A 24,612-nucleotide genomic window follows, 5' to 3' on the forward strand; every position below is an offset into this window, starting at 1 on the left:
AGACATGACCGACCCTTCCCGCCGCGCCCACCCGGTACTCCTGGGACAGAACCAGTACGGCAAGGCCGAGAACCGCGTCGTCAAGATCACCCGCGACGGCGACACCCACCACATCAAGGACCTGAACGTGTCCGTCGCGCTGAGCGGCGACATGCAGGAGGTCCACCTCTCGGGCTCCAACGCGAACGTCCTGCCGACGGACACCACCAAGAACACGGTGTACGCCTTCGCCAAGGAGTACGGCATCGAGTCCGCCGAGCAGTTCGGCATCCACCTGGCCCGGCACTTCGTGACCAGCCAGGAGCCGATCAAGCAGGCCCGCATCCGCATCGAGGAGTACGCCTGGGAGCGGATCGAGGCCTCCGACGCCAACTCCCGCTTCATCGGCGCCGACGAGGTCAAGCACTCCTTCGTCCGAAAGGGCCAGGAGACCCGCGTCACCCAGATCACCTTCGACGGCGAGAAGTGGGAGGTCATCTCCGGCCTCAAGGACCTCGTCGTGATGAACTCGACCAACTCCGAGTTCTGGGGCTACGTCAAGGACAAGTACACGACGCTCCAGGAGGCCTACGACCGCATCCTGGCCACCCAGGTCTCCGGCCGCTGGCGGTTCAACTGGAGCGGCGACGAGCAGAAGACGCCCAACTGGGAGAAGTCCTACGACCAGGTCAGGAAGCACATGCTCCAGGCCTTCGCGGAGACCTACTCGCTCTCGCTCCAGCAGACCCTGTACCAGATGGGCGCGCGGATCATCAACAACCGCAGCGAGATCGACGAGGTCCGCTTCTCCCTGCCGAACAAGCACCACTTCCTGGTGGACCTCAAGCCGTTCGGCCTGGAGAACGACAACGAGGTCTACTACGCGGCCGACCGCCCGTACGGGCTCATCGAGGCCACCATCCTGCGCGACGGCTGCGAGCCGCACATCCCGGTGGACCTCACCAACCTGTAGTACCGCACGGGCGGTCCGCACGGGCCGCCCCCGGTACTGCCGCTGTAGCCCCGACGCGTGCGCCGGCGTCAAGGGTCCGCCGTTCGGGTCGGGTGGCGCCGGGGTACCCCGCGTACCACGGCATGATCCGATCGGCAGGCCCCGGTCCCAGGGGGAGAGCGGGGGCATCTGCGCAGCACAGCACCACGGACCCGGTCGTCACCCCGCTCGGCCCCCGGGTCCGTCCGCCAATGGGAAGAACGAGGAACCGCCGTGGCAGTCCAGCGCATCGTCATCGAGAACTGCGCCATCGCGACCGTGGACGCGGACGACACCGAGTACGCCTCGGGGCACATCGTCGTCACCGACAACAGGATCGAGTCGGTGGGCGCCGGAAAGGCCCCCGACAGCCTGGAGAACGTGGTCCGCCGCATCGACGGCACCGGGCACCTGGCCACCCCCGGCCTGGTCAACACCCACCACCACTTCTACCAGTGGATCACCCGCGGCCTCGCCACGGACCACAACCTCTTCAACTGGCTCGTCGCCCTCTACCCGACCTGGGCGCGCATCGACGAGCCGATGGCCTACTCGGCCGCGCAGGGCTCCCTCGCGATGATGGCCCGCGGTGGAGTCACCACCGCCATGGACCACCACTACGTCTTCCCGAAGGACTCCGGCGACCTGTCCGGCGCCATCATCCGCGCCGCCCGCGAGACCGGCGTCCGCTTCACCCTCGCCCGCGGCTCCATGGACCGCAGCGAGAAGGACGGCGGACTGCCCCCGGACTTCGCCGTCGAGACCCTCGACGGAGCCCTCGCCGCCACCGAGGCCACCGTCGACGAGCACCACGACGCCTCCTTCGACGCCATGACCCAGGTCGCCGTCGCACCCTGCTCCCCCTTCTCCGTCTCCACCGAACTCATGAAGCAGGGCGCCGAACTGGCCCGCCGCAAGGGCGTACGGCTGCACACGCACGGCTCGGAGACCGTCGAGGAGGAGCAGTTCTGCAAGGAACTGTTCGGCATGGGCCCGACCGACTACTTCGAGTCGACCGGCTGGCTCGGCGAGGACGTGTGGATGGCGCACTGCGTCCACATGAACGACTCCGACATCGCCGCGTTCGCCCGTACGAAGACGGGCGTCGCCCACTGCCCGTCCTCCAACGCCCGCCTCGCCGCCGGCATCGCCCGCGTCCCCGACATGCTCGCGGCCGGCGTCCCGGTCGGCCTCGGCGTCGACGGCACCGCCTCCAACGAGTCCGGCGAACTCCACACCGAACTGCGCAACGCGCTCCTCATCAACCGTCTCGGCGCCCACCGCGAAGCCGCCCTGAACGCCCGCCAGGCACTGCGCCTCGGCACCTTCGGCGGCGCCCAGGTCCTCGGCCGGGCGAGCCAGATCGGCTCCCTGGAGGCGGGCAAGCTCGCCGACCTCGTGCTGTGGAACCTGGACACCCTGGCGCACGCCTCGATCGCCGACCCGGTGACGGCGCTCGTCTTCGGCGCGGCAGCGCCGGTCACCCTCTCCCTCGTCAACGGAAAGCCGGTCGTCGAGGACGGCCGGCTCCGCACCGTCGACGAGGACGCCATCGCCCGCTCCACGCGCGCGCAGGCGCAGCGCCTGGCGCGGATCGCCGCGCGGGCCTGACAACAGAAGATCTCCGGCCGAGGGGGACGGCCCTCGGCCGGTGGCCGTGGACCCGAGCGGGGTCCACGGCGGCCGTATCCGGGGCGTGCATGGACGTGCGCGCCCCGGAACGGTCTCCGCCGCGCGGACACGCGTCCGCGCGACGGTCATCGTCCCGGTCCCGCACGACCGCGCATCACCTCCCTGACACCCACGTCGCCGACGACGTGTACCCGACCGGAGGAGCCGCCGTGGCCGCCCAGCCCGAGCCCAGCACCGATGCACGACCAACTGGAGCAACTGGAGCAACTGGCCAGTCGAAGCACCCGGTTGACGAGAAACTGCCCGCCCTGAAGATGGCGACGAGCGGCCTGCAACACGTGGCCGCCATGTACGCCGGAGTCGTCGCGCCACCCCTGATCGTGGGCGCCGCCGTCGGGCTGTCCGCCACCGAACTCACCTTCCTCACCGGTGCCTGTCTGTTCACCGCGGGACTAGCCACCTTCCTCCAGACCCTCGGCTTCTGGAAGATCGGAGCCCGGCTGCCCTTCGTCAACGGCGTCACCTTCGCCGGCGTCGCCCCGATGACCGCCGTCGTCGCCGCGGCCAAGGACAAGAGCGACGCCCTGCCGATCATCTACGGCGCGGTCATCGTCGCCGGTGTCCTCGGCTTCCTCGCGGCCCCCTTCTTCAGCAAGGCCGTCCGCTTCTTCCCGCCCGTGGTCACCGGCAGCGTCATCACGCTCATCGGCGTCTCCCTGCTGCCGGTCGCCTTCGGCTGGGCACAGGGCCCCGACCCCGCCGCCCACGACTACGGTTCGCGGACCTACCTCGGCCTCGCCGCGGTGACCCTCGTCATCGTGCTGCTGCTGCGCCGCTTCACCCGCGGCTTCGTCAAGCAGATCGCCGTCCTGCTCGGGCTGATCGCCGGAACCCTCGTCGCGATCCCGTTCGGGGTCACGGACTTCGGCCCGGTCGCCGACGCCGACGTGGTCGGTTTCCCGACGCCGTTCCACTTCGGCGCACCGCAGTTCCACCTCGCCGCGATCCTCTCGCTGTGCGTGGTGATGGTCGTCTCGATGACCGAGTCGACCGCGGACATGCTGGCGCTCGGCGAGATAGTCGAGCGGCCCGCCGACGAGAGGACCATCGCGGCCGGGCTGCGCGCGGACACCCTCGGCTCGGCACTGAGCCCGCTGTTCAACGGCTTCATGTGCAGCGCCTTCGCGCAGAACATCGGTCTGGTGGCGATGACCCGTATCCGCAGCCGGTACGTCGTCGCCACCGGCGGCGGCTTCCTGGTGCTGATGGGGCTGTGCCCGATGGCCGCCTCCCTGATCGCCGTGGTGCCGCGCCCGGTGCTCGGCGGAGCCGGGGTCGTCCTGTTCGGCTCGGTGGCCGCCAGCGGTATCCAGACCCTGGTCAGGGCCGGTCTGGAGAAGGACAACAACGTACTGATCGTGGCGGTCTCGCTCGCGGTCGGCATCATCCCGATCACCGCGCCCGGGTTCTACCACGCGTTCCCGGAGACCGCGCGGATCGTGCTCGACTCCGGCATCTCGACCGGCTGTGTCGCGGCGGTGGTCCTCAACCTGGTCTTCAACCACCTCGGCAGGGGCCGGGAGAACGCCGGTGAGGTCACCCACCCCATGGAGGCCGGCGAGGACCTCAAGGCGGTACCGGCCCACTGACCGGACGGGCGGCGGGCACCGAGAAGGGCGCGGCACGGGGAACGTGCCGCGCCCTTCGCCGGCCGCGCGCGGATCAGCCGATGTGGTAGCTGTCGCCGTAGACCTTCCAGTCCAGCGGCGTGTCCAGGTTCAGGTTCCGGTTGCGGACGAAGACCCGCTGCGCGGTGTCGACGCGGCTGGTGTCGGAGTGGGCCTCCTCCTGCTTCATGGCCCACACCCGCGCGTCGAGGAAGGCGTTCAGATACGTCACCTCGTCGCCGCCCTGGGCCGGCGGCCTGGCCTTGGCCAGCGCGCGCCCGCGGATGCCGCCGAAGCTCGTGCTGTCGTCGCCGTCGCCGTGCATGACGATGGCGTCGTAGTAGGTGAACTGACCGAGTACGCCGATGCCGTCCGACTTGCCCTGCCGCACGGCGGGGTTGAAGTAGACGCGGTCGCGCTCGTCGTTCTGGGCCTGCTGGAAGGCGGTGTCCTGGGCGGCCTCGCGCCAGGCGGCGGGGAAGCCGGGGTCCAGTCCCTCGTGGGAGTCGCTGCCGTCGACCCCGCGCAGCGCGGGCAGGTAGGCGGCCAGTACGTTGCCGGGCTGACGCCGGGTGTACAGCTCGACCAGGTCGAGCATGTCGTGGGTGCCGGAGCAGAAGCCGATGATCCCGGCGGTGTAGCCGCGGCCGTCGCCGATGTCCTCGATGTACTTGTACTGCGCCTTCCAGTCCAGGGAGGAGTTCTCCGCGCTGGAGACCAGCTTCATGGCGATCTCCTTCTTCGCCGGGTCGTCGAGCCCGGCCGCTGCCGCGGTCGCGCGCTGGTTCGCGAGGAGCGGGGTGGCCACGAGCGACGCGCCGAGCGCGGCGAGCAGGGCGCGGCGCGAGGTGCCGGGGCGGGGGGTGTCCGCGCCTATGTGGGGGGTTTTCACGGTGCCTCCGGTAGGGGAGTGGTGGGGCCGTGCATTGTTAGGAAGGTTTCCTACCAGAGATTCGAAAGGGCGTACACCCGTTCGGCGGGGGCTGGTTGACCGCCTCGGCGACCTCACGTGCCGCGGATTCCGCTTCCGCCGGGGAAGGTCCGGTGTTCCGCCCGGGGTACAGCAGGACGGCGGCCGAGGTCAGCGCGGTGGCCGTCAGTGCCGCCGCCACGGTGAAGGCCAGCCGGTAGCCGTCCGCCGTCGCGGCCACGGCCTGCCCGCCCGCGTCCACGAGGTGACCGGTGCGGCTCGCCGCCAGCGTCGTCAGAACGGCCAGTCCGAGCGAACCGCCCACCACCTGGGTCGTGTTGAACAGCCCCGACGCCAGCCCCGCGTCCTCGGGGCGGGCCCCCGACATCGCGAGCCCCGTGACCGCGGGCATCGCCGCCGCGAACCCCGCGGAGAGCAGCAGCAGTACGGGCAGCACGTCGACGCCGTAGGACCCGTCGACCGGGGCGCGGGCGAGCAGCGCGAGGCCCGCCGTGATCAGCGCGAGCCCGGCGAGCAGTACCCGGTAGGGGCCGAAGCGGGCGATGGTGCGCGCCGACAGGGTCAGCATCAGGAAGCCGATGGCGACCGGCGCCGGCAGGAACGCCGTCCCGGTCGCCAACTCGCTGTAGCCGAGCACCCGTTGCAGGTACAGCGCGCCGATGTACTGGAAGCCGTACATCCCGGCGATCATCAGGATCTGCACCGCGTTGGCGCTCGTCAGCGTCTGGGAGCGGAACAGCCGCAGGCGCAGCAGCGGACGGGCGGCCCGGGCCTGGCGCAGCGTGAAACCGGCGAACAGGGCCGCCGCGAGGGCGCCGAGCGCGAGCGTGCCGCCAAGACCCCGGTCCCCGGAGCCGACGATCGTGTACACCGTCAGCATCAGCGCGCCGGTGACGAGGGCGGCGCCGGGGTAGTCGGCGCCCCGGCCGAGGCCCTCGCCCCGGTCCGGGGCCAGGACCCGCAGCGCGGCGGCCCAGGCCGGCACCCCGATCGGCAGGTTGATCAGGAAGATCCAGTGCCAGCCGAGCGTCTGCGTCAGCGCCCCGCCGAGCGCCCCGCCGGCCGCGCCGACCGCGCTGAACACCGCGATGGCGCGGCCCTGTTCGCGCGGCCCGGGGAACAGCGACACCAGCATCCCGAGGACGACCGCCGAGGTCATCGCTCCGCCGACGCCCTGGAGGGCCCGGGCCGCGACCAGTACGGCGGGCCCGGTCGCGACCCCGCACAGTACGGACGCCAGCGTGAACACGGCGAGCCCCGCCGTGAACATCCGCCGGCGGCCCACCAGATCGCCGAGCCGCCCGACGAGCAGCAGCAGCCCGCCGAACGGGATCAGATAGGCGTTCACGACCCAGGCCAGCCCGGCGGCCGAGAACCCGAGATCGCTCTGGATCGCGGGCATCGCGACGGTGACGATGTTCCCGTCCAGGACGGTCATCAGCGTCCCGGCGCAGAGCACCCCGAGCGTGGCCCGGCGCGAGTACCTTCGTGGTGCGGGGCCCGCGGGCCCGGTCCGGGACGACATGACGACAGCCTCCGTGTCCGCCACGGACCGTGACCGGCCCGTGGACGCGCTCCTTGGTGCACGACTTGTAACGGGGTACATCGTCAGTGACCATGGGAGACGGCATAAGGAGGCACTCGGATGTCCCAGGGGAACACCCGTGTTACGTCGCAGGCAGTGCTCGCGCAGGCGTGCCCGGTCCGCGAGGTTCTTGACAGGGTCGCCGGAAAATGGAGCGTGCTGATCCTCGTGGCCGCGGCGCACGGCCCGATCCGCTTCACCGAACTGGAGCGCAGCATCGAGGGGATCAGCCGCCGCATGCTGACCCTCACCCTGCGTCATCTGGAGCGCGACGGACTCGTCACCCGCACCGTCCACCCGACGGTGCCCCCGAAGGTCGAGTACGAACTCACCCCGGTGGCGCGCGAGTTGCACGCGACGCTGCTCTCCCTGACCGACTGGGCCGAGCGGCACCGCGTCACCATCGCCGAGTCCCGCGCGGCCTACGACGCGGAGCACCGGCCGGAGCTGCTGGACGCGTAGGGGCCGGGGCGGGGTCGAGCCCGGGGCCGGGCGAGCACGGACGGGCGGGTTCCCCCGGGGTCGGTGAGCCCGGAGGCCGGGTTCGGTCCCGGGGCCGGGACCGCCCGTGGCGGGGATGCCTCCGGGGCTTTCCCCTGCGGCTACAGGCCCAGCGGGCCCGGGTCGGTGGCCAGCGACTTGAAGGCGTCACGCGGGTCCGGCAGCAGTCTGCGTTCCGTGAGGTCCATCAGACCGCCGACCGCGGTGATCTCGGCGGCCACCGTCCCGTCCGTCCTGCGGATGACCTGCTCGATGCGGAAGGTCTTCCCCTCGCCCCACAGGAACGCGCACGTCACCTCGACCTCGTCACCGGCCCGCAGCTCCCGCCGGTAGCGGATCGTCGTCTCCAGGGCGACCGGCCCCACGCCCCGGCCCGCCAGGACCGCCTGGCTGATCCCGGCCGCCTGGAGCACCGACCAGCGGGCGTGCTCGGCGTACTGGAGGTACACGGCCTGGTTGAGATGACCCTGCACATCGGTCTCGTACCCGCGCACGGTCACGGGCACGGAAAACGGTTCTGCCACGACGGTCCCTTCGACGACTGCGGTGCGACTGACCGGCCGGTCGCCCGGAAAGCGGGAACCGGCCAACTCCCTTGTACAGCACATCCGTCCGGGCCCCCGAGGCGGCAGCCCCGGCGGGGACCCGCAGCTCCGGCCCGGCGGGTAGCTTCAGCCCAGGCCCGGCGGCCAGCTTCGGCCCAGGCCCGCCGGGTAGCTTCGCCTCAGGCCCGGCGGGGCGAGGCCAGGACGTAGCGGGTGCCGGTACGTGGTTCGGTGTGCTCGCCCGTCTGCCAGCCCGCCCGCTCCAGGGTGGCCGCGCAGGCCCGCAGCGCCGCGAGGTCCGGTTCGTGGACGGCGACCGCCTCCGGCTGGGGGGTCGCCCGCACCCGGTAGCCGCCGCCCGCCACCCCGGCCGGCCGGTGCCCCGCCGCCTCCAGGGCGAGCGCGGCGGCCCGCACCAGATGCGTACGCTCCCAGGCGCACGGCAGGTCCGTGGCGCCGTCCGCACGGGTCATGCGCCGCAGCTCCAGGAGTCCCTGCCAGGCGCTGTGCACCTCCCGCAGCCGCGCCGGGCCGGAGTCGGCCGCCTCCTCGCCGCCGATCCGCGCCGCGAAGACCCCGGCGCCGGCCCCGGCGGACGTCTCCGGGGCGGGGTCGGGCTGGGCCGGCGGCGCGGCGGGGGCGTCCTGCGCGGCCTCGCGTATCCGGTGCCCGGCCGGTGTCAGGAAGTGGTCGCGCGGCGGACGCGGATGGCGGAAGGCGAGCCCCTGCCTCACCAGGGCGGCGAGCTGCGCCTCGGGGCCCTTCAGCCGCCCGGTGACGGGATCGGCGGCCTCGATCAGGCGCCGCTGCGCGGCGCTCGGCGGTCGTGTCACGGCGCGCTCCCTCCACCCGTCGGTGCCACGGCACTCCGCCCCGCCCCGGCCGCCGGTCAGCGCTGCTCGGGCGCCTCCCCGGCGGGGGTGAGCGGACCATGGGAACAGTACGCGTCGGGTCTGACATTCCACCCGGCCACCACATGCCGCCGGTGCTCGGTGCTCAGCCGGCTCATCGTGCCGGTGCCGAGCTGGAACAGGGCGCCGGACTGGGCGGTCAGCCCGAGCCGCCGCGCGGTCAGCACCCGCAGGAAATGGCCGTGCGAGACGACGACCACGCTGCCCTCCGACTCGGCGAGCGCGGCGTCGATCTTGGCCAGCATCCGTTCGGCCCGCGCCCCGACCTGCTCCGGGCTCTCCCCGGGATGCTCCGGCGGCCCAGCCGTGACGCCGTCGGTGAACAGGAACCAGTCGGGCCGCTCGCGGTGGATCTCGACGGTGGTGATCCCCTCGTAGCCGCCGTAGTCCCACTCGGAGAGGTCCGCGTCCACGCGGGCGCCGCCGATTCCGGCGAGCTGGGCGGTCTCCCGGGCCCGGCTCATCGGGCTGACGAACGCCGCCGCGATGTGGTGCCGGGCGATCAGCGGGGCGAGCCGCCGCGCGTGCTCCCGCCCGTTGTCGGTCAGCGGCACATCGGTCGACCCCGTGTGCCGTCCCGACAGCGACCATTCGGTCTCGCCGTGCCGTACGAGGAGCAGATCACCCATCGCCGCGCCCTTTCCGTCCCTGCGTCAGATGTTGTCCCCCGTACGGTGTCACCCGCCGGGCGGGACCGCAGCACCGGCTCCCCCGGTCGGCCCTACCGCCGCTGCCACCCCGCTCCACCGCGCCGCCGGGGCCGGGGTCTACTGCCGGTACCCGCTCAGGAACCGTCCGATCCTGCTGATCGCCGCGTCGAGGTCGTCGGCGTGCGGCAGCGTGAGGATGCGGAAGTGGTCGGGGCGCGGCCAGTTGAAGCCGGTGCCCTGGACGACCTGGATCTTCTCGCGGAGCAGCAGGTCGAGGACGAACCTCTCGTCGTCGTGGATCGGGTGCACCGCCGGGTCGATGCGCGGGAACGCGTACAGCGCGCCCTTCGGTTTGACGCAGGAGACGCCCGGGATCTCGTTGAGCTTCTGCCAGGCGCGGTCGCGCTGCTCGCGCAGCCGGCCGCCGGGCGCGGTCAGCTCGTGGATGGACTGCCGGCCGCCCAGCGCGGCCTGGATGGCGTACTGCGCGGGCGCGTTGGCGCACAGCCGCATCGAGGCCAGCATCGTCAGCCCCTCCAGATAGCTGCGGGCGTGCTGCTTGGGCCCGGTGACGACCAGCCAGCCGGAGCGGAAACCGGCGACACGGTAGGTCTTCGACAGCCCGCAGAAGGTGAGGACCACCAGATCGGGGGCGAGGGCGGCGGCCGAGTGGTGCACCTCGTCGTCGTAGAGGATCTGGTCGTAGATCTCGTCCGCGAACACCATCAGGCCGTGCCGGCGGGCGAGATCGAGGATGCCCTCGACGATCTCCTTCGGATAGACCGCGCCCGTCGGGTTGTTGGGGTTGATGATGACGACCGCGCGGGTCCGGTCGGTGATCTTCGACGCCATGTCGTCCAGGTCCGGGTACCAGTCGGCCTGTTCGTCGCACAGGTAGTGCACCGCCTTGCCGCCGGCCAGCGTCGTGACGGCCGTCCACAGCGGGAAGTCCGGTGCGGGGATCAGGACTTCGTCGCCGTCCTCGACGAGGGCCTGTACGGCCATGGAGACCAGCTCGGACACGCCGTTGCCGAGGAAGACGTCGTCCACGTCGACGGGGAGGCCCCGGTCCTGGTAGCGCTGGGCGACCGCGCGGCGGGCCGACAGGACACCCCGGGAATCCGTGTAGCCGTGTGCCCGCGGCAGCATCCGGATCATGTCCTGGAGGATCTCCTCCGGCGCCTCGAAACCGAAGAGGGCGGGATTGCCGGTGTTGAGGCGCAGCACGCTGTGGCCCGCCGCCTCCAGTGCGTCGGCGTGCTCGATCACCGGGCCGCGGATCTCGTAACAGACCTCGCTGAGCTTGCTCGACTGCCGGAACTCCATGCGCTGCGCCCTCCGGTTGTGGTGTTGCTTGGTTTTACCAAGTGTGAGCTTGGAAAGTCCAACAAGATGGCTAGACTGCGTCGCATGTCACCGCGCCGAAGCTACGATCAGTACTGTTCCGCCGCCCGCGCCCTCGACGCCGTCGGGGACCGGTGGACCCTCCTGATCGTCCGCGAACTGCTCGGCGGGCCGCGCCGGTACACCGATCTGCACGCCGATCTGCCGGGAGTCAGCACCGACGTCCTCGCCTCCCGGCTGAAGGACATGGAGCGCGACGGCCTGACCACCCGCCGCCGGCTGTCGCCGCCCGGTGCGGCCTACGTCTACGAACTCACCGGACGCGGCAAGGAGTTGCTGCCCGTCCTCCAGGCCCTCGGCGAGTGGGGCGCGCCCGCGCTGGACGAGCGGCGGCCCACCGACGCGGTACGGGCGCACTGGTTCGCGCTGCCGCTGCTGCGCGGGCTGCGCGCCCTCGGAGCGGGGGAGGGGCTGGTCGAAGTCCGCCTGGACGAGGGCCGGTTCCACGTGCGGCTCGGTGACGGGGACGCGCCGCCCTACGGCGACGGGCCCGCGCCCGGGGAACCGGACGCCCGGCTGACGCTGGACACCGGCACGTGTGAGGCGGTGAGCCGGGGTGAGGCGACCCTGCTCGACGTGCTGCGCGCGGGCCGGGCCGAGGTGACGGGAGACGGGCCGCTGGCCAAGGAACTGCGCGCTGTCTGACGGCTGTTGAGCCTCCCCGAGAGGGCCGGATGCCGGATGCCGGATACCAGGTGCCAGGTGCCGGGAGCCGGGTGCCGGACGTCGGGTGACGCGCGGACCGGCGCTTCGGCGGGCCGGGCGCGCACGACGAGGCCCGCCGCATCCCGGAAGGGGTGCGGCGGGCCGTGGGCGAAGCAGTCGGGTCAGGCGCCCGGCGGTACCCGGCCGGGGCGGCCCCGGCCCCGGGTCAGGGCGTAGCCGCCGATGCCGGCGAGGGCCGCGAGGACACCGCCGATCCCGGTCCACACCCACCGGTCGGACCACCAGCCGGAGGTCCAGCCGTCATCGGGTTCGAGCGAGGACAGCGCGGCCGAGGCCGAACCGGAGTCCTTCTCCGAGTCCTCGGACTTCTCGGACGTCACGGCGACACCCGGCACGAGGGGCTTGGCGAGCGAACCGTCCACCGCGGCCGAACCGCCGATGTCCTTGGACTCCACCCGCACCTCGGCGCTCACCGGCTGACCGAGGTCACCGGCCCCGAGCCCGGTGGCGGTGAGCCGGATGTAGTAGGTGCCCGGCAGCGGGTCGTTGGCCCAGGTCTCCGACCAGGCGCGGACGGTGCGCAGGGTGCAAGCCAGCTCCACCGAGGCCGCGTCCGCGGCCGCCGTGCGGGTCTGCGCCCCGTACTGGCAGGCCTGCCGACGCCGCAGCCCGTCGTACACGTCGATCTGCCAGGTCTGCGCGGCGGCGCGCTTGGACGCCTCGGGCAGCTTCACCGTCGCCTTCACCGTGGGCCGCTGCCCGGCGTCCGCCGGGAACGACCAGTACAGGTAGTCACCGGTGGAACCGTTGGCGGTCGCCCGGGTGCCCTGCTCGATCTCGGTCGCCGTACGGAACGACGTACCGGCCTCGGTGGGCGCGCTGTCGTCGCCGGACGGGCTCGCCGACGGCGAGGAGTCGGCGAGGGCGGGGCCCGCGCCGAGCGGGGCGGACGCCGCGACGACCCCCAGCAGCAGCACGGCCGTGGTCAACACACGTCGGACACGCATCAGTTGGTCCTCCAGACCGCGAAGCGCCAGCGTGAGATCCAGCCCCACAGGACACCGGCGAGGAAGCCGGCGATCACCAGCGCGCCGAGCAGCCACCAGCCGCGTCCGAGGCCGAACGAGGCCACGTCCGCCGCCTGGTCGGGGCCGTCGACGACGTCGACGGTCAGCTCCAGCGGCAGCCCGGGCGTGGTCTTCACACCGGCCGCCGCGGAGAAGGAGTTGGACACCTGGAGGCAGACGACCTCGGCGGGCGCGTTCTCGTCGTCGCTCTCGGCCTTCGGGTAGCGCAGACCGGTCGACACCACGTCGGTGCGGCCGTGTCCGGCCGCCTCGCCGCGCACGATCTCCCGGCCGTGCAGCGTGACCGCCCGCAGCAGCACCCCGTAGTCCGGGTTGACCTGGCGGTCCGCGGCGATGCTCACCGAGGCGCGCAGCTCCTTGCCGGGCTCCAGCTCCACCCGGTACCAGCGCTGCTGCGTGAACTCCTCGCGGTCGGTGTACAGGCCCGACTTGACGGCGGGGGCCCCGGTGCAGGTGGCGGCGCCCTCGACGGCCACCGGCTTCACCACCGGGTCGGCGGCCCGGTCGACCAACTGGTTGACCCGGTCGCTGAGTTGTTCCTTGTGCTCGACCGAGGTGTAGGTGCCGCCCGTGGCCTCGGCGATGCAGCTCAACTGCTTGCGCATCTTGACGTTCGGGACCAGACCGAGGGTGTCGATGGTGAGGTCGATGCCCTTGGCGGCGATCTCGCGGGCCACCTCGCAGGGGTCGAGGGGCTGGCAGGTGTCCTCGCCGTCGCTGATCAGCACGATCCGCCGGGTGCCCTCACCGCCCTTGAGGTCGTCGGCCGCCTTCAGCAGGGCGGGGCCTATCGGGGTCCAGCCGGTCGGGTTGAGGGTCGCCACCGCGGTCTTGGCCTCGGTGCGGTCCAGCGTCCCCACGGGGTAGAGCTGGGCGGTGTCCTTGCAGCCCGTCTTGCGGTCGTCGCCGGGGTAGTTGGCGCCGAGGGTGCGGATGCCGAGCTGCACCTCCTCCGGCGTCGCGTCGAGCACCTCGTTGAACGCCTGCTTCGCCGCGGACATCCGCGACTCGCCGTCGATGTCCCGGGCGCGCATCGAACCGCTGACGTCCAGCAGCAGTTCGACCTTGGGCGCGGTCGCCGTCGTCTCGTCGGCGACCGCGCCGGCCGGGAACGCGATCCCCGCGGTCAGGGCGGCGAGCAGGGCGCAGACGCCCGCCGCCAGCCGTTGTCTTGTGATCATCGGCGGATCCTATTGATCAAAGGTGCCGCGCTTCAAAACGAGAGGGGCCGCGTCTCAGGACGGGAGCGGTCCGCCGAGTGGCCGGGGCAGCAGAGTCCACTGGTCACCGGGGGTGTCCGGGGACAGCCGCATCAACGTCAAAGCCTTCGCGGGCAGCGGCCCGTCGAGGAGCGCGGGCAGGTCCGCCGTGCGCGGAAGGTCCGCCCTGACCGTTTCCAGCGCGTCGCGGAGCGCGGCCGTCGAACCGGCGGTCGCGCCGAGCGCGCCGCCGACGAGCGAGCCGAAGAGCTTGCGGCGCAGGGCGGTCTCGTCGTCGGTGACGACGCGGCCGGACAGCCGGGGGACCGCGACGCCGCGGCGGGTCAGCCGGGCCGGACTGACCCGGATGTCGGCCAGGTCGCGGTAGACCAGCCGCACCGGCGTGCTGTCCTCGTCCAGGACCACCAGCAGGTTCTGGCCGTGCGCCTCCAGCGCCACCCCCAGCTCCAGCATCCGCAGTCCGACCCCGAGGGCGAGCCGGGTGAACTCGGCCAGCCACGCCGGCTTCTCGGGCAGCCCCGTCAGCGGCAGCGCGGCCACCGGGACGCACCGCTCGCCCGTACCGGCGTACGCGTCGGGCGACTCCCTTACCAGGGCGGCGAGTTCGGGGGTTCCGGCGGTGGCGGCGCCGAGCGTGCGGGTGACGTGCAGCGGCGCGTCCAGCCGGGCCGTCAGCTTCTCCATGAACGCCGAGACGGTGTCCGCCGTCTCGACCGAGTACACCGAGATGTCCCGCACCGAGGAGGTCAGCCGGGCGCTCAACGCCGTCTTCACGTGCGGCCCGTCCGGCACGGCGAGCGTCCGCAGCGACATCAACGGGCGCGCCGCGAAACCTTCTTGGATTTCGGCGTCCAGTACGTGCGCGGTCTGCCAGGGGTGCGCGGGGATCAGTGTCCGCTCCCCGTCCCGCAGCCACTTCGGCCAGTCGCCCGTCACGAGAGCGTCGTCCACCGCGACCAGGCCGAGGTCCACCGACGGCCGGTGCTCGGGCGCGTAGGCGAACTGCTCGGCCACCGAGAAGCCGGGCCGGGAACGGCAGTTGGGGTGGTACGGATGCCCGTCCACGATCCGCTGCTCCCACTCCCAGCTCGCCGCGCCCGCTCCCGGAACGCCGGGCAGCCGGTCGGCCCGCGACAGCGCCAAGGAGGCCACGCTGCCGCCGAGTTCGGCCGAGAACGCGGCGCCGTGCGCGATTCCGAGGGCGTCCACCAGACGCTCGGGACGGTCGTACGGGCGCCCGTCGAGCCGTACTTCGCTCACGTACCCGTCGGTGGCGTACGGGTCCGGGCGCGGCCCGTGCAGCCGGCGGCCGTCCGCCAGACGCACCGTCAGGCCACCGCCCCCCTCGTCCCCGTGACGGTCGCGGCCTCCACCGCCCCCGTGACGGTCGCCGCCCCCGCCCTCACCGTGACGGTCGCCGCCTCCGCCCTCCCCGTCGCCGTCCGGGGTGCGGCCGGTGATCCACGGCAGCGGCTCGTACGCCAGGGCGCGCCACAGCCGGGTCAGCACGGCCGCCCGTGCGCCGGGCAGCGCTGCCGCGTACGGCGCCGCGAGGTCGGGGCGCACTCCGCTCAGTTCCTCGGCGAACGCGGCCTCGGTGTCGGGCGTGGAGGGACGGGGCACGGGCGGGCTCCTTGGGGACGGGGACTGCGTCGCGGACGTCCGCCGGCGGCAGACATACTGATCACCAGTGCACCGTAGGGATCGAATGGACCGAATGGATCGCGTGGACTTCAAGCCGACCGTGTTCACCGCCCTCACCAGGGGCGACACGGACGAGGCCGCCGACGCGTACGCCGCCGCGCCGTTGCTCAATTGTCTCCTTCGCGAGGTCGCGGAGCCCACACCGGAACCGGGCGTTCACCGGCTGCCCGCCGGCGGGACGCTGCTGCGGGTACGGGGCACACGACGGCCGGCCGAACCCGAGGTGTTCACCGGCGGCGCCTGGCGGCGGGTCGGTCACGCGGAGCTGGTCCGGCTCACCGCCGACGAACTGTTCCGCGCCACCGGGGTGGCCAACACCGCGCTGCCCGCCGAGATGACCGGCAGCCGGGACGCCGTCGCCGCGCTGCTCGGGGCCCGCGCGAAGGCGGCCGTGCCCGAGGACCCGTACCGCCGCTCCGAGCAGTCCCTGCTCCTCGGCCACCCGTACCACCCCGCGCCCAAGGCCCGCGGCGGCGGGCCCGCGGCCGACTGGCTGCCCTACGCCCCCGAGGCGTACGCCGCCTTCCCGCTGGACCTGCTCGCGGTGCGGGAGGACGCGGTGGCCGAGGACGGTGACACCCGGGCCCTCGACGCGTTCGGCGAGGCCCCGCCCGGCTACCGGCTGCTGCCCGCCCACCCCTGGCAGCTCGCCCTCACCCAGGACTCCCCGCGGATCCGGGCCGCTTTCGCCGACGGCCGGCTCCTGCGGCTCGGGCGCACCGCCCGTCCGCTGTGGCCGACCGCCGCCATCCGCACCCTGTACGCCCCCGAGGACGACCTGTTCGTCAAGTTCAGCCTCGACGTGCGGATCACCAACGACATCCGCCGGCTGTGGCGGCACGACCTGCTGAAGGCGCGCGCCACCGACGCGGCGACCGCCGCCGCCTTCGCCGCCCGGCCCGGGCCCGCACCCGCCGCCTGGCTGAGCGACCGCGGCTATCGCACCGCCGACTTCGCCTTCGAGGAACTCGCCGTCCTGGTCCGCGACGGATTCGCCGGCCACCTCCTCCCCGGCGCCACCCCGCTGCTCGCCGCCGCCCTCGTGGAGGGCTTCGACGGCAGCCCGCTCGACCGCCTCACCGACCCCGCCGACTGGTGGGCCGCCTACCTCCGCCAGGTGGTGCCTCCGGTCCTCGCGGCCTTCGCCCACCACGGCGTCGTCGTCGAGGCCCACCTCCAGAACACCGTCGTGGCCGTCGACGCGGCGGGCCTGCCCGTCCAGGCGCTGTTCCGGGACGCGGAAGGCGTGAAACTGCTGCCCGGCGTGACGCGCGCGGCCGGCTGGGAGCGGCTGGTGTACTGCCTGGTCGTCAACCACCTCGCCGAACTGGCCGCGCTGCTGGCCGAACGCTTCCCGGGCACGGACCCCTGGCCCGCCGTCCGGGCCGAACTCCGCCGCCACACCGCGGACGGCGCCCTCCCCGAGGTCACCGCCCTGCTCACCTCGCCCACCCTGCCCGGCAAGACCAACCTGCTGCTCCGCTGGACGAACGCGGACGGCGCGGACGCCCGCTACCTCCCGCTCCCGAACCCGCTGTCCGCCGCTTCCTGACCCCGGCTCCTGACCCCGGCCCACCGGATCGCCTGCCGTTCCCGGGGACCGGGCTTCGCCGGCCGTTGCCGCGAACCGGGCGAGGCCGCCCGCTGCCGGTGCCGCCCGCTCTCGGCGCCGCCCCGCCGAGAGCCGCCGCCAGGTAAAGCTTTGCCGCTGAACGGGCAACGGGTTCCCCTACCGCCGCAGGTGGGCGCCGGAGCCCAACTGGACGGCGTGCGCGGCATCTTGACCGTTCCGTTGGTCCAGACCAATCATGGGGCCGCTCGCAGTCCGCCCCGGCGCGCAGGGCGGTCACCCGCACCCTCCACCCCCCATTGCCGGGAGTCTCCATGAGACCAGCCGCCACCACCCGTCCCCTCGCCGCGCTGCTGTCGGCGCTGCTCGCCGGGGCCGGGGCCCTGCTCGCCACCGCCGCACCCGCCCACGCCGCCGCCACCCCGCTGCCGGCCCACGTGGTCGCGCCCTACTTCGAGACCTACCAGCCCGACGACGTATCCGACCTCGCCGCCGCGTCCGGCAACAAGTACCTGACACTGGCCTTTCTCCAGACCGAGAAGAAGGGCTCCTGCACCCCGTACTGGGACGGCGACACCTCCCTGCCGGTCGGCCAGGCCGCGTTCGGCGGCGACATCGCCGACCTCCAGGCCCGGGGCGGCAACGCCATCCCGTCCTTCGGCGGGTACGCCGCCGACAACGGCGGCACCGAACTCGCCGACAGCTGCACCGACGTGGACGCGATAGCCGCCGCGTTCGAGAAGGTCATCACCACCTACAACATCCCGCGCATCGACCTGGACGTGGAGGACAACTCCCTCACCAACACGGCCGGCATCGACCGCCGCAACCAGGCGATCAAGAAGGTGCAGGACTGGGCAGCCGCCAACGGGCGTACCGTCCAGTTCTCGTACACCCTCCCGACCACCACCAGCGGCCTGGCCGCCAGCGGGCTCAAGGTGCTCAAGAGCGCGAAGACCGCGGGCGCCCGCGTCGACGTCGTCAACCTCATGACGTTCGACTACTACGACGGCGCCACCCACCACATGGCCGACGACACCAAGACCGCGGCGACCGGGCTGGCCGGTCAACTCGCCACCCTCCACCCGGAGCTGACGACCGCGCAGATCTGGGCGTCGATCGGCGTCACCGAGATGCCGGGCATCGACGACTACGGACCGGCGGAGACGTTCACCACCGCCGACGCGGCGGCGGTGGACTCCTGGGCGAAGACACAGGGCATCAACACCCTCTCGTTCTGGGCCCTCCAGCGCGACAACGGAGGCTGCCCCGGCACCGGCGGCAGCGACACCTGCTCCGGCATCGCCCAGGACACCTGGGCCTTCAGCCACGCCTTCGCCGACTTCGGCGGCCCCGGCACACCGGTCCCCGACGACTTCGGGGTGGCCGTCGCCCCCGGCGCGGCCTCCGTGGCGCCCGGCGGCAGCACCTCGGCCACCGTCTCCACCTCGGTCGTCGCCGGCTCGGCCCAGCAGGTGGCCCTGAAGGTGACGGGCGCCCCCACGGGAGTGACCGCCACCCTCAGCCCCGCCTCGGTGAAGGCCGGCGCCACCTCCGCGCTCTCGGTGAGCACCACCTCGGCCACGGCGCCGGGCACCTACCCCCTCACGGTCACCGGGACGGCGGGCACCACCTCGCACACGGCGACGTTCACCCTGACCGTCACCGGCACGGGTGGCGGGGGTGGCGGCGCCGTCGTCAACGGCGGCCTGGAGACCGGCTCGCTCGCACCGTGGACCTGCGCGGCGGGCAGCGGGATCACCGCCACGACCGCGCACACCGGCACGCACGCCCTGGAATCCGTGCCCACCTCCGCGGCGACCGGCCAGTGCGAGCAGACGCTCACCCTGCTGCCGAAGACCACGTACACCCTCAGCGGCTGGGTGCAGGGCTCCTACGCCTACCTGGGCGTGAGCGGCGGGGCGACGGCCAGCGGCTGGGCCTCGTCGAGCACCTGGACCAAGATCACGGTCCCGTTCACCACCGGCGCCTCCGGAACCGTGACCGTGTACCTGCACGGCTGGTACGGCCAGCCGGCGGCCCACGGGGACGACATCACCGTGAGCTGACCCTTCCGGGCAGCCGGCCGCTCGCCCTGCCCGGCGCCACCGCCCTCCGGCCGCCGCCCCACACGGCCGGAGGGCGGTGGCGACCCGCTGTTCTACAGTGGCGAGTGTGCTGCGCGACGTGACTGCTGTTCGATACGTGACCCCGCTGACGGCGGGCGGCTCCGTGCCCGGGGTCGTGGAGGCCGACGACCTCGGGACCTACGTCGTGAAGTTCACCGGGGCCGCCCAGGGGCGCAAGGCGCTGGTCGCCGAGGTGGTCGTCGGGGAGCTGGCCCGGGCGCTCGGGCTGCGCTTTCCCGAGCTGGTCCTCGTCCACTTCGACCCGGCCGTCGGCGGCCACGAACCCCATCAGGAGGTCCAGGACCTGCTGCGGGCCAGCGCCGGACTCAACCTCGGCATGGACTATCTGCCGGGCGCGAAGGACTTCACGCCGGAGGTCGCCCGGGTGTTCCCGGTCGACCCGCTGGAGGCGGGCAAGGTGGTCTGGCTGGACGCCCTGACCGTCAACGTCGACCGCACCGTGCACAGCTCCAACCTGATGGTGTGGCCCACCCTCGGTGTGGCGCCGCCCCGGCTGTGGCTCATCGACCACGGCGCCGCCCTCGTCTTCCACCACCGCTGGGACGCCTCGGCGCCGGACAAGGCGTACGACTTCAGGAGCCACGCGCTCGGCGGCCACGGCCCGGACACCCGCGCCGCCGACGCCGAACTCGCGCCCAAGGTCACCGAGGAACTGCTGCGCGCGGTGCTGGACCAGGTGCCCGACGCCTGGCTCGCCGAGGAGCCGGGCTTCGCGGGCCCCGACGCGCTCCGGGAGGCGTACGTCGGCTATCTCCTCGCGCGGGTGCGGGCCTCCGCCGCCTGGCTCCCCACGGACTTCCCGAGCCGGGAACAGCTCGCGGCGGAGGACGCCGACCGCGCGGAGCGGACCCAGCGGGACCGTCCGGACTGGCTCAAGCGCGTCCCCGACCTGCACGGCAAGCCGGCGGCGGAACAGGACTGGTCGGTGCATCTGGGATGACGGACCGGACGGCGCGGCGGACGAGAGACCAAGAGGCGGACCAGGTGAGCGACCAGATGACCGACGGGCCGGCGGACCGAGCGGCGGAAGCGACGGCGGACCGAGCGGCGGAGGCGACGGCGGAAGCGATGGAGGACCGGGTGGCGGAAGCGGCGGCGGAAACGATGGCGGACCGGGTGGCGGAAGCGGCGGCGGACCCGGTGGTGGGCGGCCGGCGGGTGCAGATCGAGTACTGCACGCAGTGCCGCTGGCTGCCCCGCGCGGCCTGGCTCGCGCAGGAACTCCTCACCACCTTCGAGGCCGAGCTGGACGAGCTGTCGCTCAAGCCGGGCACCGGCGGCGTCTTCGTCGTGCGGGTCGGCGACGAGGTGGTGTGGGACCGCCGCGAGCAGGGTTTCCCCGAGCCCACGGCGGTCAAGCGCCTGGTACGCGACCGAGTGGCCCCGGGACGAGCCCTCGGCCACTCGGAGCGTACGGCGGGCTGAGCCGGGTCAGCCGGCGAGCTGCTCGTAGGCCGGCAGGGTGAGGAAGTCCGCGTAGTCCTCGTCCAGCGACACCTTCAGCAGCAGGTCGTGCGCCTGCTGCCAGGAACCGGCCGCGAAGGCCTCCTCGCCGATCTCGGCCCGGATGGCGGCGAGTTCACGCGCGGCGATCTCGCGGGCCAGCTCCGGGGTGGCCGCCACGGTCTTCCCGTCGTGCTCGAAGACGACCCCCGCGTTGATCCACTGCCAGATCTGCGAGCGCGAGATCTCGGCGGTGGCGGCGTCCTCCATCAGGTTGAAGATCGCGACCGCGCCGAGGCCGCGCAGCCAGGCCTCGATGTAACGGATGCCGACCTGAACGGCGTTGACAAGCCCGTCGTAGGTGGGCCGGGCGTCCAGCGAGTCGATGGCGATCAGATCACCGGCCGCCACCGACACGTCCTCGCGCAGCCGCTCCTTCTGGTTCGGCCGGTCGCCGAGCACCGCGTCGAAGGAGGCCATCGCGATCGGGACGAGGTCGGGGTGGGCGACCCAGGAGCCGTCGAAACCGTCCCCGGCCTCACGGTCCTTGTCGGCCTTGACCTTCTCGAAGGCGACCTTGTTGACCGCCTCGTCGCGGCGCGAGGGGATGAACGCGGCCATGCCGCCGATCGCGTGCGCGCCGCGCTTGTGGCAGGTGCGGACGAGGAGTTCGGTGTACGCGCGCATGAACGGGGCGGTCATCGTCACCGCGTTGCGGTCCGGCAGGACGAACTTGGCGCCGCCGTCACGGAAGTTCTTGACGATGGAGAACAGGTAGTCCCAGCGGCCCGCGTTCAACCCGGCCGCGTGGTCGCGGAGTTCGTAGAGGATCTCCTCCATCTCGTACGCGGCCGTGATCGTCTCGATCAGCACGGTCGCCCGGACGGTGCCCTGCGGAATGCCCACGTAGTCCTGCGCGAACACGAACACGTCGTTCCACAGCCGGGCTTCGAGGTGCGACTCGGTCTTCGGCAGGTAGAAGTAGGGGCCCTTGCCGAGGTCGATGAGCCGCCGCGCGTTGTGGAAGAAGTACAGGCCGAAGTCGACCAGCGCGCCGGGCACGGGGGTGCCGTCGGCGTCGACGAGGTGGCGCTCGTTCAGGTGCCAGCCGCGCGGGCGCATGACGACCGTCGCCAGCTCCTCGTCGGCCTTGAGGGCGTACGACTTGCCGGACCTGGGGTCGGTGAAGTCGATGTTCCGGGTGTAGGCGTCGATCAGGTTGACCTGGCCGAGGACCACGTTCTCCCAGGTCGGCGCGGAGGCGTCCTCGAAGTCCGCGAGCCACACGCGGGCACCGGAGTTGAGGGCGTTGACGGTCATCTTGCGGTCGGTGGGGCCGGTGATCTCGACCCGGCGGTCGTTCAGCGCGGCCGGGGCGGGGGCCACCTTCCAGGAGTCGTCCGCGCGGATGGCGGCGGTCTCCGGGAGGAAGTCGAGGGTGGAGGTGCGGGCGATCTCGGCGCGGCGCTCGGCACGGCGGGCGAGGAGTTCGTCACGCCGGGGCGTGAACAGCCGGTGCAGCTCGGCCACGAAGGCGAGGGCCGCGTCGGTGAGGACCTCTTCCTGCCGGGGCAGGGGCTCGGCGTCGACGATGGCCAGCGGGGACGGCGCTGGTGCGGACATGAGCTGTCACTTCCTTCAGCGAACTACGGGCGGGCTGCTACGGGCTGTGCGGCCGAACCGGTACGGCCGCACGTGCGAGGCCGAACCGGTGCGGGCCGAACCTGTGTGGCGCCGCCGCGTCGTGGCACCCGGTGCCAGGGCGCGGGGGACGGCGCCGGGCGCCCTCGGCACGGCGGGGCGCTTCTGATCAGTGGATACTAGTTTCCTCATGGTGGAAGTTCAATGGTTTGTTGATGTCGAGATTCTCTGAGTCGACAGAAGGTGGCGCTCGGTGCCATCCCGTTCACTCCAGGTGGACGAGATCGGCCTCGGTGTCGATGTCGAAGGCCCGCGCCACATCGCCGCACTCCACGAGTGTGATCGCGTCCTGGCGCGCCTTCAGGTAGGCGCGCGCACCCCGGTCGCCGGTCGCGGTCGCGGTGATTTCCGCCCAGTGGCCGGCGCCGAAGAGCACCGGATGGCCGCGCTGCCCGTCGTACGCCGCCGCGGCGAGCGTCCCCGGCGACTCGTACACCCCGAGCACCCGGGCCACCGCCCGCGGCCCGATCCCCGGCTGGTCCACCAGCGACACCAGCGCGGCCCGCGCCCCCGAGCCGGCGAGCGAGGCGAGCCCCGCCCGCAGGGAGGAGCCCATGCCCTCCTCCCAGTCGGGGTTGTCCACCAGTACGCAGCCGGCCAGCGCGGCCCGCTCCCGTACCTCCTCCGCCCGGGCGCCGAGCACGACGTGGACGCGTCCGCAGCCGCCGGCCCGCAGCACCTCGACCGCGTGCTCGACGAGCGGGCGGCCCCGATGGGACAGGAGCGCCTTCGGGTGGCCCCCGAGGCGCCGTCCGCCACCGGCGGCCAGCAGCAGTCCGGCCACCTGGTCCTTGTTCTCCGTCATGCCCCCTGCATACCGGACCGGGCCCCCGCGCGCCCCGGCCCCCGCGCCGGCGCGGCGCTCCGCCCGGGCCGAATTTCGGTCCGCCCGGTGGCGCCCGGCGCACCGGGTGGCGTTTACTGGCCCGCGTCCCCGGGCGCCCGGCCAGCGCCACGGGGCGCTGGGCCGACGCGGGAAGGACCGCCGCACAACGGTGTGCGAGGGGGGAGCGGTGTTGCGGAGCTTGGGGCAGAGACCGGTGACGGGCAGCGACGAGGATCCGAGGGTGGCGGAACTGCGTACCGCCGTCGCCCGGCTGCGCCGTGAACTCGCCGCGCATCCCGCCGAGTTCCCCGACCGGGGCATCGCCGAGGACGAACTCGCCGCGCTGGCCGCGATGGCCGCCGGCGGCGCCCCCGAGACACCCCGGCTGCGCCGCTCCCTGCTGCTGATCGCCGGTTCGATCGGCTCGGTCAGCGCGCTCGCGCCCCGCCTCGCCGAAGTCCGCAGCGCGGTCGACCTCTTCGGCGAACCCCCGCGGGAGAGCCGCCGCTGACGGCACCCGGACGGCCGGGCGCCGCCCGCGCGCTCAGGCCGCGCCCGGTCCCGAACTGGCCAGCGCCTGCGACAGTTCGGCCGCGACCTGCTGAAGCACCGGCACGATCTTCTCGGTGGCGGCCTCGGTGACCCGGCCGGCCGGGCCCGAGATGGAGATCGCGGCGGCGGTGGGGGAGTCCGGCACCGGGACGGCCAGGCAACGGACGCCGATCTCCTGCTCGTTGTCGTCCACCGCGTACCCGGTACGGCGCACCTCCTCCAGCGCCGCGAGGAAACCGTCCGGCGTGGTGATCGTCTTCTCGGTCGCCGCGGGCATCCCCGTACGGGCGAGCAGCGCGCGCACCTCGTTGGCCGGGGCATGCGCGAGCAGCGCCTTGCCGACGCCCGTGGAGTGCGGCAGCACCCGGCGGCCCACCTCGGTGAACATGCGCATCGAGTGCTTGGAGGGCACCTGGGCGACGTAGACGATCTCGTCGCCGTCCAGCAGGGCCATGTTCGCCGTCTCGCCGGTCTCCTCGACCAGGCGCGCCAGATAGGGGCGGGCCCAGGTGCCGAGCAGCCGCGACGCGGACTCGCCGAGCCGGATCAGCCGCGGGCCGAGCGCGTACCGCCGGTTGGTCTGCTGCCGTACGTAGCCGCACGCCACCAGGGTGCGCATCAGACGGTGGATGGTGGGCAGCGGCAGTCCGCTGCTCGCGGACAACTCGCTCAGACCGACCTCGCCCCCGGCGTCCGCCATGCGCTCCAGCAGGTCGAAGGCGCGCTCCAGGGACTGGACACCGCCACTGGGAGCGGGCGATTTGGCGGCGTCGGTGGTGCTGGCGCTGGACGGCGGCACGGCGGCGGTCCTTTCAGGGCGCAGAATCGAGAGACATGACCCGAAGGCTCTCGATCAGGGCGGTGGCCGGTGACGGAGGGCAGAGACGCAGCCTACC

Annotated in this window: 22 protein-coding genes; 10 read left to right on the forward strand and 12 right to left on the reverse strand. The window is 72.9% G+C overall.

Annotated elements, in window-relative coordinates; translation table 11 throughout:
* The first annotated feature begins 4 nt into the window (after positions 1-4).
* From pucL to AB0912_RS16130, 3 genes are all read left to right on the forward strand, one after another.
* Positions 5-952 (forward strand): factor-independent urate hydroxylase, encoded by a 948-nt coding sequence (gene pucL / locus AB0912_RS16120; RefSeq protein WP_366699968.1) that lies wholly within the window; start codon positions 5-7, stop codon positions 950-952.
* 252 nt (positions 953-1,204) lie between these two features.
* Positions 1,205-2,581 (forward strand): 8-oxoguanine deaminase, encoded by a 1,377-nt coding sequence (locus AB0912_RS16125; protein WP_366699970.1) that lies wholly within the window; start codon positions 1,205-1,207, stop codon positions 2,579-2,581.
* Between the two features lie 320 nt (positions 2,582-2,901).
* Positions 2,902-4,251, forward strand: a complete 1,350-nt coding sequence (locus AB0912_RS16130; RefSeq protein ID WP_366700129.1) for a nucleobase:cation symporter-2 family protein — start codon at positions 2,902-2,904, stop codon at positions 4,249-4,251.
* 73 nt (positions 4,252-4,324) lie between these two features.
* On the opposite strand, the gene AB0912_RS16135 is transcribed toward AB0912_RS16130, so the two are convergent.
* Together AB0912_RS16135 and AB0912_RS16140 are read right to left on the reverse strand one after the other, a co-directional pair.
* The gene (locus AB0912_RS16135) at positions 4,325-5,161 is read right to left on the reverse strand and encodes a chitosanase (RefSeq protein ID WP_366699972.1); all 837 of its coding nucleotides are present in this window, start codon (positions 5,159-5,161) and stop codon (positions 4,325-4,327) included.
* A gap of 37 nt (positions 5,162-5,198) precedes the next feature.
* Positions 5,199-6,725 (reverse strand): MFS transporter, encoded by a 1,527-nt coding sequence (locus tag AB0912_RS16140; protein WP_366699974.1) that lies wholly within the window; start codon positions 6,723-6,725, stop codon positions 5,199-5,201.
* Positions 6,726-6,845: 120 nt separating this feature from the next.
* On the opposite strand from AB0912_RS16140, the gene AB0912_RS16145 reads away from it, so the two are divergent.
* On the forward strand, positions 6,846-7,247 hold the full coding sequence (locus AB0912_RS16145; RefSeq protein ID WP_366699976.1) for a helix-turn-helix domain-containing protein: 402 nt from the start codon (positions 6,846-6,848) through the stop codon (positions 7,245-7,247).
* A 140-nt stretch (positions 7,248-7,387) separates the two neighbouring features.
* Here the strand turns inward: AB0912_RS16145 and AB0912_RS16150 are convergent, their stop codons facing one another.
* From AB0912_RS16150 to AB0912_RS16165, 4 genes are all read right to left on the reverse strand, one after another.
* Complete coding sequence (locus AB0912_RS16150) at positions 7,388-7,810, reverse strand: acyl-CoA thioesterase (protein WP_366699978.1); 423 nt, start codon at positions 7,808-7,810, stop codon at positions 7,388-7,390.
* A gap of 200 nt (positions 7,811-8,010) precedes the next feature.
* On the reverse strand, positions 8,011-8,664 hold the full coding sequence (locus AB0912_RS16155; protein WP_366699981.1) for a hypothetical protein: 654 nt from the start codon (positions 8,662-8,664) through the stop codon (positions 8,011-8,013).
* A gap of 56 nt (positions 8,665-8,720) precedes the next feature.
* Positions 8,721-9,371 (reverse strand): histidine phosphatase family protein, encoded by a 651-nt coding sequence (locus tag AB0912_RS16160; RefSeq protein ID WP_366699983.1) that lies wholly within the window; start codon positions 9,369-9,371, stop codon positions 8,721-8,723.
* 138 nt (positions 9,372-9,509) lie between these two features.
* Complete coding sequence (locus AB0912_RS16165) at positions 9,510-10,718, reverse strand: pyridoxal phosphate-dependent aminotransferase (RefSeq protein WP_366699985.1); 1,209 nt, start codon at positions 10,716-10,718, stop codon at positions 9,510-9,512.
* Between the two features lie 66 nt (positions 10,719-10,784).
* On the opposite strand from AB0912_RS16165, the gene AB0912_RS16170 reads away from it, so the two are divergent.
* Complete coding sequence (locus AB0912_RS16170) at positions 10,785-11,441, forward strand: winged helix-turn-helix transcriptional regulator (protein ID WP_366699987.1); 657 nt, start codon at positions 10,785-10,787, stop codon at positions 11,439-11,441.
* A 182-nt stretch (positions 11,442-11,623) separates the two neighbouring features.
* Here AB0912_RS16170 and AB0912_RS16175 read toward each other — a convergent pair whose 3' ends face one another.
* Genes AB0912_RS16175 through AB0912_RS16185 form a run of 3 tightly spaced genes read right to left on the reverse strand, consistent with a single transcriptional unit; the run spans position 11,624 to position 15,393 of the window.
* Complete coding sequence (locus AB0912_RS16175) at positions 11,624-12,469, reverse strand: hypothetical protein (protein ID WP_366699989.1); 846 nt, start codon at positions 12,467-12,469, stop codon at positions 11,624-11,626.
* A complete protein-coding gene (locus tag AB0912_RS16180; protein WP_366699991.1) occupies positions 12,469-13,731 on the reverse strand; it encodes a VWA domain-containing protein in 1,263 nt (420 codons plus the stop codon). The genes AB0912_RS16175 and AB0912_RS16180 overlap by 1 nt, the downstream gene beginning before the upstream one ends.
* Positions 13,732-13,785: 54 nt before the next feature.
* Entirely contained in the window at positions 13,786-15,393 is a 1,608-nt protein-coding gene (locus AB0912_RS16185; protein WP_366699993.1) for an IucA/IucC family protein, read from the reverse strand.
* A gap of 94 nt (positions 15,394-15,487) precedes the next feature.
* On the opposite strand from AB0912_RS16185, the gene AB0912_RS16190 reads away from it, so the two are divergent.
* The 4 genes from AB0912_RS16190 to AB0912_RS16205 all read left to right on the forward strand — a co-directional run bounded on the left by AB0912_RS16190 (position 15,488) and on the right by AB0912_RS16205 (position 20,619).
* Complete coding sequence (locus AB0912_RS16190) at positions 15,488-17,026, forward strand: IucA/IucC family protein (RefSeq protein ID WP_366699995.1); 1,539 nt, start codon at positions 15,488-15,490, stop codon at positions 17,024-17,026.
* A 332-nt stretch (positions 17,027-17,358) separates the two neighbouring features.
* On the forward strand, positions 17,359-19,113 hold the full coding sequence (locus AB0912_RS16195) for a glycosyl hydrolase family 18 protein (protein WP_366699997.1): 1,755 nt from the start codon (positions 17,359-17,361) through the stop codon (positions 19,111-19,113).
* 106 nt (positions 19,114-19,219) lie between these two features.
* Positions 19,220-20,134: a HipA family kinase gene (locus AB0912_RS16200; protein ID WP_366699999.1), complete on the forward strand. Its 915-nt coding sequence runs from the start codon at positions 19,220-19,222 to the stop codon at positions 20,132-20,134.
* Positions 20,135-20,298: 164 nt separating this feature from the next.
* Positions 20,299-20,619, forward strand: a complete 321-nt coding sequence (locus AB0912_RS16205; RefSeq protein WP_366700131.1) for a SelT/SelW/SelH family protein — start codon at positions 20,299-20,301, stop codon at positions 20,617-20,619.
* Between the two features lie 6 nt (positions 20,620-20,625).
* Here AB0912_RS16205 and aceB read toward each other — a convergent pair whose 3' ends face one another.
* Positions 20,626-22,260, reverse strand: coding sequence for a malate synthase A (gene aceB, locus AB0912_RS16210; protein WP_366700001.1), 1,635 nt, complete (start codon positions 22,258-22,260; stop codon positions 20,626-20,628).
* 283 nt (positions 22,261-22,543) lie between these two features.
* Positions 22,544-23,143, reverse strand: a complete 600-nt coding sequence (locus AB0912_RS16215) for a nucleotidyltransferase family protein (protein WP_366700003.1) — start codon at positions 23,141-23,143, stop codon at positions 22,544-22,546.
* Positions 23,144-23,351: 208 nt separating this feature from the next.
* Between AB0912_RS16215 and AB0912_RS16220 the strand changes: the two genes are divergently transcribed.
* Positions 23,352-23,675, forward strand: a complete 324-nt coding sequence (locus AB0912_RS16220; protein ID WP_366700005.1) for a DUF5955 family protein — start codon at positions 23,352-23,354, stop codon at positions 23,673-23,675.
* Positions 23,676-23,708: 33 nt separating this feature from the next.
* On the opposite strand, the gene AB0912_RS16225 is transcribed toward AB0912_RS16220, so the two are convergent.
* Entirely contained in the window at positions 23,709-24,515 is an 807-nt protein-coding gene (locus AB0912_RS16225) for an IclR family transcriptional regulator (protein ID WP_366700007.1), read from the reverse strand.
* Between the last annotated feature and the right edge of the window lie 97 nt (positions 24,516-24,612).

It is taken from the genome of Streptomyces sp. NPDC007084 (assembly GCF_040703595.1).
Lineage (GTDB): Bacteria > Actinomycetota > Actinomycetes > Streptomycetales > Streptomycetaceae > Streptomyces.